Origin of the sequence: Microbacterium gubbeenense DSM 15944, from assembly GCF_000422745.1 — a bacterium.
Classification (GTDB): domain Bacteria; phylum Actinomycetota; class Actinomycetes; order Actinomycetales; family Microbacteriaceae; genus Microbacterium; species Microbacterium gubbeenense.
Map to the genome: position 1 here is coordinate 23127 of NZ_AUGQ01000020.1, position 12645 is coordinate 35771.

A 12645-nucleotide genomic window follows, 5' to 3' on the forward strand; every position below is an offset into this window, starting at 1 on the left:
ATCCATGCAGTCGTGGATAACATTAAAGCGCTTTAGCCACTAAAGCGCTTTAATCCTGTAATTCGCAATGGCGCGACGCACACTTACCGAAGTCGCGCTGCCACAGCACATGTCGACTTTGGAGGACATCATGATGAAGCAGCGACGCTTCAAGACCATGGCAATCGCGGCGGTCGCCGTGATCGGTCTGGGAATCACGGCCTGCACGCCCGGCGGCCAGAGCGGGAACGCCGACGGCGACGGCGTCGAAGCCGGCGACGGCGACTACACGATCGCGATCGTTCCGAAGGATGCGACGAACCCCTGGTTCGTGCGCATGAAGGAGGGTGTGGACAAGTACGCCGAGGACAGCGGCATGGACGTCTACCAGCGCGGCCCGTCGGAGACCGACGCGACAATGCAGGCGCAGGTCATTCAGGACCTCATCGCGCAGGGTGTCGACGCGATCGGCGTCGTCCCCGTCGACCCGGCAGCGATCGAGAATGTGCTCAAGCAGGCACTCGATGCCGGCATCGTCGTCGTGACGCACGAGGGCGCGAGCCAGGAGAACACGATGTACGACATCGAGGCCTTCAACAACGAGGCCTACGGCGCGTTCATCATGGACAACCTCGCCGCCGCAATGGGCGAAGAGGGCACCTACACGACGATGGTCGGCCACGTCACGAACGCCTCTCACAACGAGTGGGCCGACGGCGCCGTCGCGCACCAGAAGGAGGCCTACCCCGACATGCAGCTGCTCGAGGACCAACCTCGTGTCGAGTCGCAGGACGACGGCGAAGTCGCGTACCAGGTCGCGAGCCAGCTGCTCAAGGCGCACCCCGACCTCGCAGGCGTCGTCGGCACGTCGTCATTCGACGCCCCCGGCGTCGCGCGCGCGATCGAAGAGGCCGGCCTCGTCGGAGAGGTGTTCGCGAGCGGCACGGGCATGCCCGCCGCCAACAAGGACATCCTCGAAAAGGGCATCGTCAAGTCACTGACGGTCTGGGATCCCGCGGACGCCGGATACGCAATGGCGTCTCTCGCCACGCAGATCCTCGACGGCGAGGACATCGCCGACGGCGTCGACCTCGGTGTGAAGGGTTACGAGGACATGCAGTTCGCCGAGGGCAGCGACAAGATCCTCGAGGGCAACGGCTGGATCGAGATCAACGCCGAGAACGTCGAAGACTTCTCGTTCTGATCCGCGTCGGGGCGGCCGTTCTCCGGCCGCCCCGACACTCGACGTCGGAAAGGATCCACGTTGGAACACATCATCAGCCTTCGCGGCATCAGCAAGTCATTCGCTGGTGTGCAGGCGCTCGACAACGTCACGCTCGAGATCGCGCCCGGTGAGGTGCACTGCCTCGCCGGCGAGAACGGCAGCGGCAAGTCGACGCTCATCAAGGTGCTCTCGGGCGTGCACGCGCCCGACGGCGGCGAGATCATCCTCGGTGGGGAGAGCCACCGCGCGCTCACCCCGAAGCAGGCGATCGCGCACGGCATCCAGGTGATCTACCAGGACTTCTCGGTCTTCCCGAACCTCACGGTCCTCGAGAACCTCGCCTTCACCTCCGAGATCTCGGACAAGCGACCCTTCGTCAGCTGGCGCCGCATGCGCCGCACGGCCGAGACCGCGCTCGAGAAGATCGGCGTCTCGATCGACCTCGATGCGCGCGTCGACTCGCTCCCGGTCGCGCAGAAGCAGCTCATCGCAATCGCGCGCGCCCTCATGAACGACGCACGGCTCCTCGTGCTCGACGAGCCGACGACGGCGCTGACGAACCGCGAGGTGGCCCGCCTGTTCTCGGTGATCGCCGACCTCACGGCGGAAGGCGTCGCGATCATCTTCGTCAGTCACAAGCTCGAAGAAGTCTTCGAGATCAGCCAGCGGTTCACAATCATCCGCAACGGCCGCCACGTGATCACGTGCCTGCCCGAAGAGCTCGATCGCGCGTCGTTCTCGTTCTACATGACCGGCCGCGAGTTCGACGATGAGCGGTTCACGGGCGGCGACATCGCCGCCGATCCGATCCTCGAGCTCGACGGGCTCAGCGTGTCCGGAGCCTTCGAGGACGTCAGCCTCGCGCTGCGCCCCGGCGAGATCCTCGGCGTGACGGGCCTGCTCGGATCGGGCCGCACCGAGCTCGCGCTCGCGATGTTCGGCCTCATGCCGCACGATTCCGGTCGGATCATCGTCGACGGCAAAGAAGCGAAGCTCCGCGGGATCCGCGATGCGATCGATCTCGGCATGGCCTACGTGCCCGAGGATCGCCTCACCGAGGGCCTCGCGCTCGAACGCTCGATCGGCAAGAACATCACGATCTCCGTGATCGACAAGTTCGTCTCGCGCCTCGGCACCCTGCGCGAGTCTCAGCTGAACGCCGAGGCGCAGCGCTGGGTCGACCGCCTCAAGATCGCGACCCCGACGCCCGCCAACGCCGCCAGCACGCTGTCCGGCGGAAACCAGCAGCGCGTCGTGATCGGCAAGTGGCTCGCGACGGGCCCGCGCGTGCTCGTGCTGAACGGGCCGACGGTCGGCGTCGACATCGGATCGAAGCACGACATCCACCGAGTGCTGCGCGAGCTCGCCGCCGACGGCCTCGCCGTCATCATCATCTCCGACGACATCCCCGAGATCCTCGAGAACTGCAACCGCGTGCTCGTCATGCGCGACGGTCGCATCGTCCACGAAGTCGATTCGGTCGACACGACGGAAGAGCGCCTGTCCGATCTCATGTCGAAGGACGTCGCCGAAGGAGGGAAGCGATGAAGGCTCGCGCCGCGCTTCAGAAGGTTCTGCGCCAGAACGAGTTCTACATCCTGCTCGTCATCATCCTGCTCGCGATCGTGATCCAGGCCCGCAGCGGCCTGTTCTTCTCGCTCGACAACATCGTGGCGCTCGCCGGCGCGATGGTCGTGCCCGGGATCTTCGCGGTGGGCACCTACATGGTGCTCGTCTCGGGCGGCATCGACGTCTCGTTCCCGGCGCTCGCGTCCCTCGCGGTCTACGCGACGACGCGCATGCTGGTCGACTGGGGATGGGAGGGCGGCCTCTGGCTGCCGCTGGTGCTCGTGATCGGAATCTCGGCGGTGCTCGGCGCCTTCAATGGCGCGTTCACCGCGACCATCGCCGTGCCCGTGCTGATCATCACGCTCGGAACGTCGAACGTCTTCTCCGGATTCATGCAGGGCGCGCTGTCGTCCGTGCAGATCCCGTCGATCCCGCCCGCGATGGCCGAGTTCGGCCGCGCGTCGCTGCTCGTCACCGAGAACCCGCGCACCGGGCACCTGTCGAGCCTGCCGCTGTCCTTCCTCGTCCTGGTCGTGATCGTTGCCGCCGCGTTCGTCGTGATGAAGTACACGACCTTCGGCCGCTCGATCTACGCGATCGGCGGCGATGAGAGCTCGGCCGCGCGCGCGGGCGTCAACGTCAAGCGCACGAAGTTCGCGCTCTACATCATCGCGGGTGTGCTCGCCGGTATCGCCGGTCTCGTGCGCACCAGCATGATGGGCCAGATGCACCCGACGAACCTGCTCGGGATGGAGCTCATGGTCATCGCGGCCGTCGTCCTCGGCGGCACCGCCATCACCGGCGGCCGGGGAACCCTCACCGGCGCCATGCTCGGAACGCTGCTGATCGTGATCGTGCAGAACAGCATGATCCTCGTCGGCGTGCCGACCATCTGGCAGCGCGTCGCGCTCGGCGTGCTCATCATCGCCGGCACCGCGGTGTCGGCCGTGCAGATGACGCGGGCGCGCAAGAGGCAGGGGGCCATCGTATGAACGTCAACGCACCCCACAACGGGGCGGATAACGAGGAGGAGGCATCGTGACCACCACCATGACCCCCACGACGCGCATGCCGCGCGGACTGCGCACCATGTTCCGGGACGCGCATGTGACGCGCCTCGCCGTCGTTCTCGTCGCGCTGCTCGCGTTCTTCGCCATCGTGAAGTGGCCGAACTTCAGTTCGGTTGCGACGTGGCAGTCGATGGCCATGCAGTTCCCCGAGTTCGGCCTGCTCGCGCTCGGCGTGATGCTGACGATGGTGCTGGGCGGAATCGACCTGTCGGTCGTCGGCACGGCGAACATGACGGCGATCGCCACGGCGATGCTCATGCTGAAGATCGCGCCGGAAGGATCCGCTTCGTCGACCGGCTATCTCGCGCTCGGCGCGGGCGTCGCGTTCTCGCTCGTGGTCGGCGCCGTCGCCGGCGCGATCAACGGCTTCCTCGTCGCGAAGGTGAAGATCCCCGCGATCCTCGTCACGCTCGGAACGTTCGAGCTGTACACGGGCATCGCGCTCGTGATCAGCGGCGGCAAGCCGATCTCCGGCATGCCGCCCGAGTACGCCTACGTGATGGGCAGTCGCATCGCGTCGTACATCCCGATGGTGCTCATCATCTTCGTGATCGGCGCCGTCATCGTCTGGTACCTCATGAACCGCACGGCGTTCGGCACCAAGCTCTACATGCTCGGATCGAACGAGACGGCCGCAAACTTCACGGGCCTGAAGACGACGAGCCTCATCGTGCGCACGTACACGATCTCGGGCGTCTTCGCGGCGAGCGCCGGGCTCGTGATGCTCGCGAACTACAACTCGGCGAAGGCCGACTACGGGTCGACGTACACGCTGCTCGCGATCCTCATCGTCGTGCTCGGCGGCATCAACCCGAACGGCGGAACCGGGCGGCTCGCGGGCGTCGTGCTCGCGGTGGTCGTGCTGCAGGTGCTGTCGTCGCTGCTGAACACGTTCCCCGGGGTGAGCAACTTCTACCGACCGCTCATCTGGGGCGGTGTGCTGCTGCTCGTGATCATCATCAATCAGTGGGACAAACGGGGCAATCTCACGCGGATGCTCCGATGGAAGGGAACAAGATCATGAAGCTCGCCAAGGACCGACACGTCGTCATCGGAGCCGACTTCGCAGGATTCGCGCTCAAGGAGGCCGTGAAGAGCCACCTCGTCGAGAACGGGTGGAACGTCAAGGACCTCACGCCGACGCACGACGACACCGACATGTACCACCGCGTCGGGTTCCTCGTCGGATCGCAGATCGCCGAGCGCGAGTATGAGAAGGCGCTGCTGTTCTGCGGGTCGGGCATGGGAATCCATGTCGCCGCGAGCAAGGTGCCGCACGTGCACTCCGCCGTGTGCGAGAGCGTGACGACGGCGCTGCGCGCCGCGACAGCCAACAACTGCAACGTGATGGCGATGGGCGGGTTCTACATCGCCCCGCGCCTCGGACGCGCGATGGCGGACGCGTTCCTCGGTCACTCGCTCGGCGACGGGTACGAGAACTGGGACGGGTTCTACGACTACCACCGCATCGGCTACGACGAGTGCGAGAACTTCGACTACGAGGCGTACCGTGCCAACGGCTTCCGCGTCGTCGATCCTCGCGAAGCAGAGCTCGGCCCCGAGCCGCGCGATCTCGCGTTCTGACGATACGTTCGATGACGACGGGTGGAGACCGCTTCGCGGCCATCGACCTCGGCGCGACGAGCGGCAGGGTGATCGTCGGCGAGGTCGATGGCGACAGTGTCACAGCGGCCGAATGCTCGCGGTTCAATAATCGGCCGGTGCGCGTCGCGGGCCTGATGCAATGGGATGTCCTCTCGTTGTGGGCCGATGCGGTCGACGGGCTCCAGCGCGCGGCGCGGGAGTACCCCGGGATCCGCTCCGTCGCCGTCGATACCTGGGGCGTCGACTACGGGCTGACGCGCGCGGGGCGCCTTCTCGGCAACCCCGCGCACTACCGGGATACGAGAACTGAAGACGTGATGGATCGTGTGCACGCGCACGTTCCGGCTGGCGAGCTGTTCGCGTGCGCCGGCGTGCAACCGGCGGCGATCAACACCGTCTACCAACTGGCCGCCGAGCAGTCGGGCGGCCTGCTGGAGGCCGCCGACGGCGCGCTGCTCATGCCCGACCTGTTCTCATACTGGCTGTCGGGTGAGCGCGTCGCCGAGCGCACGATGGCGTCGACGACCGGCCTGCTCGGCACCGAGTCGGGCGACTGGGATCGCGACCTGCTCGCGCGGCTCTCGCTGCCCGACGGGCTGCTCGCCGACGTCGTTCCGGCGGGCACGCACCTGGGGCGGATCCTCGGAAGCGTCGGCATCGACGATCCGATCGACGTCGTCACGACGGCCGCGCACGACACCGCGGCGGCCGCCGTCGCGACACCGCTCCCCCCGCGCGGAGGCGTCTTCGTCTCGTGCGGAACATGGGGGCTGATCGGTGTCGAGCGAGCCGCACCGATGCTCGGATCCGACGCGTTCGCCGCGGGCCTCACGAACGAGCGCGGCGTCGACGACCGCTTCCTCGTGATGCGCAACGGCATGGGCCTCTGGATCCTGTCGGAGGCCCTTCGCGGGTGGGGCGCCGAGGACGAGCTGACGACGCTGCTCGATCGCGCCGCGGCGCGCGACGGCGACGTGCCCGTGTTCGACGTCGCGGATCCGCGCTTTCAGATCCCGGGCGACATGCCGCGCCGGATCGCCGACTGGTGCGGCGAGCACGGCGTCACGCCTCCCCGCGACCGCGTCGATCTCGTGCGGTCGATCATCGAGTCGCTCGCGCACTCGCTCGCGTTGTCGGCCCTCGAGATCGGCGCGCTGACGGGCGAAGTCGTGACGCAGATCAACATCGTCGGCGGCGGATCCCGCAACGCGCTGCTGTGTGCGCGCGTCGCGGATCTCGCCGGCGTGCCCGTCTTAGCCGGGCCCGTCGAGGCGACGGCGCTCGGCAGCTTGCTCGTCCAGGCCCGCGCCGCGGGCACGGTGAGCGGGACCGTCGACGATTTGCGAGCGATCGTGAACCGCACCATCTCGCCGCGGCAGTATCTGCCCGGCGCATCACACCACCCCGCGCCCCGGCGCAAAGAAAGGAGCGCACGATGAGCGCACGTATCGCACCGGAGTCCGTGAGCGACGAACTGCTCGAGATGACGCTCGCGCTCGCCGAGCCGGAGCGGGATCTCGTGATCCTGTCTGAGGGCAACACGAGCGAGCTGGTCGGCGACGAGATCGTGGTGAAGGCGTCGGGCTCGTCGATGCGCACCGCGACGCGGAACGACTTCGTCACCGTGGGCGTGGACGAGCTCGTGGGCCTCCTGCGGGATCCCTCGACCGACCAGGATCGCCTCACCGCGGCGCTCACCGCCGGCGAGGCGGGCGGGCGCGCGCTGCGGGCATCGGTCGAATCTCTCGTGCACGTCGCCGTGCGGGCCCTCGCGCCCGTGCGCTATGTGGCGCACACCCACCCGACCGACGTGGTGTCGCTGGTCGCGAGCCAGCAGGCCGCGACGGCGTTCGCCGAGCCGGTCTACACCGACGAGCTGCTGATCCTCGGCCGCCCGCTCTTCGTGCCGTACGCGCAGCCGGGCCTGGAGCTCGGACGGCTGTTCCTCGAGCGGCTCGAGGGATACATGGATGAGCACGGCGAGCTCCCGTCGCTCGTGCTGCTCGGCAATCACGGCATCGTGGCGATCTCGCAGACGGCCGCCGGCGCCGAGGCCGTGTCGATGATGGCCGTCAAGAGCGCCCGGGTGCGCCTCGGAGCCCGCGCCGCCGGAGGAATCGCCCCGCTCGGCGGAACGGCGGATTACTTCGATCGCCCCGACTTCGCCGAGCGCCGCATCCGCCTCGCGGGCACGGCCACCTGAACGCGCGAAAGAACGGGGCGGACCCGCACACGCGGATCCGCCCCGTTCTTTCAGCTGCTTACGCGCCCCAGCCGGCCTGCTGGCCGCCGACGCGGTCGGCTTCGATCTTCTCCTGGTAGCCGGAGGCCGAGAAGGCCGCCATCGGGTCGGCCGGGAGGCCGCGCGACTCGCGCCATTCGGCGAGCGCCGGACGCACGTCCGCGTAGAACGCGTCCATGAAGACCTGGTTCGCGGCGAGCACGTCGCCCGAGACCTGTGCGGCACGGAGGGCCTCGGTGTCGACGAGCAGCGCGCGGGCCGTCATCTCCTGGACGTTGAGCACCGAGCGCGTCTGGCCGAGGATCTTGTTCTCGACGTTGTGGCACTGGTCGAGCATGAACTGCACGTCGGGGTTGTTGAGGCCGCCGCCGCGGATGACCTCGACGACGATGCGGAACAGCTGGAACGGATCCGCCGCACCCACGATGAGGTCGTCGTCGGCGTAGAAGCGGCTGTTGAAGTCGAACGAGCCGAGCTTGCCGAGGCGCAGCAGCTGCATCACGATGAACTCGATGTTCGTGCCGGGCGCGTGGTGGCCCGTGTCGAGGCAGACGAGCGCCTTCTCACCGAGCGCGGAGACCTGCGCGTAGCTCGTGCCCCAGTCGGGAACATCGGTGTGGTAGAACGACGGCTCGAAGAACTTGTACTCGAGCACGAGACGCTGGTCGTCGCCGAGGCGCGCGTAGATCTTCTCGAGCGACTCGTGCAGGCGATCCTGGCGGCCGCGCATGTCGGCCTGGCCCGGGTAGTTCGAACCCTCGGCGAGCCAGATCTTCAGGTCGCGCGAACCGGTCTTGTCCATGACGTCGATGCACTGCAGGTGGTGATCGATCGCCTTGTTGCGGATCGTGGAATCCTCGTGGGTCAGGGCGCCGAACTTGTAGTCGTCGTCCTGGAACGTGTTCGAGTTGATCGTGCCGAGAGAAACACCCTCGTCCTCGGCATGCTTCCGCAGCGCGTCGAAGTCCGACAGGTCCCACGGGATGTGCAGTGCGACGGTCGGCGCGAGGCCGGTCAGCTTGTGCACCTGCGCTGCGTCCGAGATCTTCTCGAACGGATCGCGCGGCGTGCCCGGCGTGCCGAACACCTTGAAGCGCGTGCCGGAGTTTCCGAACGCCCAGCTGGGGAGTTCGATCGACTGCTTCGCGAGCTGGTCGAGGATGTCCTGGGAGAGGATGCCCATGGAGGTGCCTTTCTTTCGGGTGCGGCCTTCGTCGGCCGCCATGTCGGGGCTTATTCCGCGCGCGACGCGCGAAGCTGAGCCTCGAGGTGGAACACCTCGGGGAATGTGTCGGCGTTCTGATCCGCGCGGCCGTCCTGATCGACGAAGAAGCGCGCCATGTCGGCTTCCCAGCGCGCCGCGACCTCGCTGGTCGCGAGGTAGGCCTTCGACGCCGTGTCATCATCGGTCTCGTAGAAGCCGACGAGCTCGCCACCGCCGAGGTGGAAGATCGAGTAGTTTCGACGCCCCGACGCTGCGATCTCCTCGAGCATGTCGGGCCACACCGGATCATGGCGTCGCAGGTACTCGTCGAGCATCTCGGGCTTCACTCGCAGTCGAAACGCAATGCGCGCCATCGAACACCTCCGTCGGGTCTGCGCCACAAAAGTTGAATCGTTTCATTATGCTCATATCCCCGGGGTCGGAGCAAGTCGGGGTTCGAAACTCTCAGTTTCGCTCACCGGCAGTGGCGTGCCATAGGATTCCGGTGGGGTTGAAGGAGGACCGATGGCGGTCAGCATTCGAGAGGTGGCGGTCGTCGCAGGCGTGTCAGTCGGCACCGTATCGAACGTTCTGAACCGGCCGACGGCCGTCGCGCCGCATACGGTACAGAGAGTGCGACGCGCGATCGACCAGCTCGGCTACGTGCGAAACGACGCCGCCCGCCAGCTGCGCGCCGGCCAATCGACCACGGTCGGCCTCATCGTGCTCGACGCCCAGAACCCGTTCTTCGCCGACGTCGCCCGTGGCGCCGAGGACGCGGCCTCCGAGCACGGGCTCGCGGTGCTCACGGGCAACAGCGACGAGCAACCCTCGCGCGAGAACGCCTACCTCGATCTCTTCGAGGAACAGCGCGTGCGCGGCGTGCTCCTCTCCCCCAGTTCCGAGACGCTCGAGGCCGCGCAGCGGCTGCGCGACCACGGGATCCCCGTGGTGCTCGTCGACCGCACAGCACCCGGATCCGATTTCTCGGCCGTTGCGGTCGACGACGAGCGCGGCGGGTTCATCGCGGCGTCGCACCTGCTGGAGAACGGCCGCCGGCGCATCGCATTCGTGGGCGGCCAGCGCGTTGCGCTCAGACAGGTCGAGGATCGCTTCGCGGGCGCCGCGCGCGCGGTTTCCGAGGTCGCCGGCGCGACGATCGAGCACGTCACGACCGACCAGCTGACGGTGCTCGCGGGGCGCGACGCCGGATCCGTGATCGCGGCCCGCGCGCCGGAAGAACGCCCCGACGCGATCTTCGCCGCCAACGACCTCGTCGCCGTCGGCGTGATGCAGGCCCTCGTCATGATCGGCGAGCTGAGGATTCCCGAGGACATCGCGCTGATCGGCTACGACGACATCGCGTTCGCGCAGTCGACCGTCGTGCCGCTGACGTCGATCCGTCAGCCCGCCGGACTCATCGGCACGCGGGCGCTCGAGGTGCTCGCGCAGCTGATCGAGGATCCGCGCCGCGCGCCCGAGACGATCGAGTTCGAGCCCGAGCTCGTCGTGCGGGCCTCGACGACCGGGTGACGACTACGCCGTATTGGGCGATACGGCGACGTTATTCCCAGGTCGCGGTATCTGGATCGATGCCGTGGTGGCGCGCCGACTCGTCGATGCTCTGGCGGAACCACGCGGCGAGGCCGTCGCCGATTCCGTCATAGTACGACGAGAAACCCGGGTCGGCCTCGAACATCCGCCCCAGGCACACCTGCATCTGTCGCGTCAATGGGAAGAAGTTGGAGAACAGCTCGCGGTGGCGCTCGGCGAGATCATCCGCCTCTTCGCTCCCCGGCTCGACGCCGCGGTTCACTGCGCCAGCAAGGTCGCGCTGGAGGTCAGACATGGCCTGGGAGAGCGCCCGCCATTGACTTCGTGATCGAGACGCGGAGCGCTCGGCAAACTGCGCCCACTGCTTCGACCCGCCCCACACGAAGCGGGCCGCGCTCGCTTGTTGCGGGTCCCAATCTTCGCCGAAGACCTCGCGCTGCTCGTCGTCACTCATCAAGATGCCGCGCTCATGCGCATCCGTCATGCGCTCGAGTCGTTCATCGAGCTGCTGCAGATCATGGATCCGCTCAGTCAGTTGCGCCCGCTGCTCGCGCAGCGTATCTCCGATCGCCGCGGTCGCGTCGTCGAGCACATGGCGAATCGCATCGAGCGACAAGCCGGCCTCGCGATACGCCACGATCCGGCTGAGACGTTCGAGGTCATCCCACGTGTAGAGGCGGTGACCGGCGGGAGTGCGACGAGACGGGGATGCAAGACCGATTTCATCCCAGTGGTGCAGGGTGCGAACGGTCAGCCCGAGGAGGTCAGCAGCCACACCGACCGTCGCATCCTCTTCAATCTCGTTGTCAACCATCGATGTCATTGTGCTCCTCCTTCGCAGTCTCCGGCGCGAAGATTCCGACCGATGCGAAATCGCGCCCCACGTCACTGTCGGGAGTGAACGGCGTCGCCGCCGTGAACGTGACGTGCGCCCCCTCCGGAGTGACAACTGCGATGTCGCGAGTTCTCCACGCCGTGTCGTACGGCCCTGTCACCGAATCCGGCGACAGCTCGCGGCACGCGTCGGCCACGGACTCGAGCTGGCCGAGAACGCAGGAGGCGAACACCTGAACCGTGGACGCCCCCGACGGTGCCGCCTCGTCCTCTACGGGAACGAGCAGGACGTCTTGGAAAGCCCATCGTCGCAGATGCACGATCTGCCCGGGAACGCTGAACAAGTCGACGAAGCCGAGTCCGCGGACCCAAAAATCTGTCGACGCGCGAAGGTTTCTCGTCGGGATCTTCACGAACATCGGCATCGCGTAGATGCCGAGAAACGGATCCGGCGCGACGGCGTCCGGACCATCAGGGACGGGGCTCATCTCGAATGCATTGAAGTGATCAGTCATACTCGGCATCCTCGGACCTCACGTCGCGTGAGGGTCAAACTCTCGCGGTCCGAGGGCATTTCGGCGAGGCTTCAGCGTCGTGCGTTCGCGCCATCCTTCGCCACGGCCTTTACTGACACGAGGCCAGATCGACTCAGGCATCCCGACCCGTATCCGTTCCCTGCGTACGGCCTTGCTTCGGGCATCCACAGTCGATCGTCACCGAAAGTGGCCGCCGTGTCGCGGTTCCGGGGAATCGCATTGACGCCCTTCCATGGGGGGTTCAACACAATCGCGGCGGATGCGATCGCTATCGACTGTCTCGCAACGAACGTCTCGTACCTCGATTGGCCCGGCAGGTTGCGAGACATAGATACGAGACTCATACGACCGCGAAGTCTTGCCGGCCATCTCCCGCCCCAATGTGACGTCTCGTAGCTCTAGCGTTGTGCGACACCTCAACGCACACGCACCGCCCAACGCTTTGGCGGAAATTAGCAACGGTTAGAGCACACCGAAAACGATGGCGGTCTCAACCGGTAAACGCACCACCCGCCTACTCTGTCAGGTCTTCGTGCCGTAGGTGCCATGTCTGCGGTAGCGAGACCCAGCGATGCCGCCCCCGTATCCTCGAGGGATGAACATGAGTCGTGGTCGCGCAGTTGGGAGTGCTTTCTCCGCGAAGGAGAAGACGGTGCTGGATCTTCTGTGCAGCGGGGATCACCCGTACCGTGAACTGGCTCGCGAGCAGCTCCGCGTCGCGTCGTGGGGTGGGTACCAGCTCGACGAGTGCGACTGCTTCCTTATCTCGGTTCCCAAGTTGCCGAAGGCAGCCCGGATCAGGCACGGTGGCGGACCGTTCTCTACCT

At 66.8% G+C, this 12645-nt stretch carries 12 protein-coding genes; 8 read left to right on the forward strand and 4 right to left on the reverse strand.

The features are described 5' to 3' along the window. The first annotated feature begins 130 nt into the window (after nt 1-130). The 7 genes from G510_RS0110875 to G510_RS0110905 are packed head-to-tail and all read left to right on the forward strand — an operon-like array spanning nt 131 to nt 7651. Complete coding sequence (locus tag G510_RS0110875; protein ID WP_211219183.1) at nt 131-1183, forward strand: autoinducer 2 ABC transporter substrate-binding protein; 1053 nt, start codon at nt 131-133, stop codon at nt 1181-1183. 60 nt (nt 1184-1243) lie between these two features. Further along, nucleotides 1244-2752, forward strand: coding sequence for a sugar ABC transporter ATP-binding protein (locus tag G510_RS0110880; RefSeq protein ID WP_029153653.1), 1509 nt, complete (start codon nt 1244-1246; stop codon nt 2750-2752). Then, nucleotides 2749-3765: an ABC transporter permease gene (locus tag G510_RS0110885; protein WP_029153654.1), complete on the forward strand. Its 1017-nt coding sequence runs from the start codon at nt 2749-2751 to the stop codon at nt 3763-3765. The genes G510_RS0110880 and G510_RS0110885 overlap by 4 nt, the downstream gene beginning before the upstream one ends. Before the next feature lie 46 nt (nt 3766-3811). Further along, nucleotides 3812-4867, forward strand: a complete 1056-nt coding sequence (locus tag G510_RS0110890; protein ID WP_245563317.1) for an ABC transporter permease — start codon at nt 3812-3814, stop codon at nt 4865-4867. After that, a complete protein-coding gene (locus G510_RS0110895; RefSeq protein WP_245563319.1) occupies nt 4846-5427 on the forward strand; it encodes an RpiB/LacA/LacB family sugar-phosphate isomerase in 582 nt (193 codons plus the stop codon). Before G510_RS0110890 ends, G510_RS0110895 begins: the two co-directional genes overlap by 22 nt. Before the next feature lie 11 nt (nt 5428-5438). After that, a complete protein-coding gene (locus G510_RS16550) occupies nt 5439-6887 on the forward strand; it encodes a rhamnulokinase (RefSeq protein ID WP_051216687.1) in 1449 nt (482 codons plus the stop codon). Next, nucleotides 6884-7651 carry a class II aldolase/adducin family protein gene (locus G510_RS0110905; RefSeq protein ID WP_029153657.1) on the forward strand — a complete coding sequence of 256 codons (768 nt, stop codon included), beginning with the start codon at nt 6884-6886 and terminating at the stop codon, nt 7649-7651. The genes G510_RS16550 and G510_RS0110905 overlap by 4 nt, the downstream gene beginning before the upstream one ends. 58 nt (nt 7652-7709) lie before the next feature. Here the strand turns inward: G510_RS0110905 and rhaI are convergent, their stop codons facing one another. Together rhaI and G510_RS0110915 are read right to left on the reverse strand one after the other, a co-directional pair. After that, a complete protein-coding gene (gene rhaI / locus G510_RS0110910) occupies nt 7710-8873 on the reverse strand; it encodes an L-rhamnose isomerase (RefSeq protein ID WP_029153658.1) in 1164 nt (387 codons plus the stop codon). Nucleotides 8874-8923: 50 nt separating this feature from the next. Next, nucleotides 8924-9268 (reverse strand): L-rhamnose mutarotase, encoded by a 345-nt coding sequence (locus G510_RS0110915; protein ID WP_029153659.1) that lies wholly within the window; start codon nt 9266-9268, stop codon nt 8924-8926. Between the two features lie 151 nt (nt 9269-9419). On the opposite strand from G510_RS0110915, the gene G510_RS0110920 reads away from it, so the two are divergent. Beyond that, a complete protein-coding gene (locus tag G510_RS0110920) occupies nt 9420-10427 on the forward strand; it encodes a LacI family DNA-binding transcriptional regulator (protein WP_029153660.1) in 1008 nt (335 codons plus the stop codon). Between the two features lie 31 nt (nt 10428-10458). Here G510_RS0110920 and G510_RS0110925 read toward each other — a convergent pair whose 3' ends face one another. After that, on the reverse strand, nt 10459-11262 hold the full coding sequence (locus G510_RS0110925; RefSeq protein ID WP_029153661.1) for a MerR family transcriptional regulator: 804 nt from the start codon (nt 11260-11262) through the stop codon (nt 10459-10461). Continuing rightward, a complete protein-coding gene (locus G510_RS0110930) occupies nt 11255-11797 on the reverse strand; it encodes a glycosyl transferase (RefSeq protein ID WP_029153662.1) in 543 nt (180 codons plus the stop codon). The genes G510_RS0110925 and G510_RS0110930 overlap by 8 nt, the downstream gene beginning before the upstream one ends. Between the last annotated feature and the right edge of the window lie 848 nt (nt 11798-12645).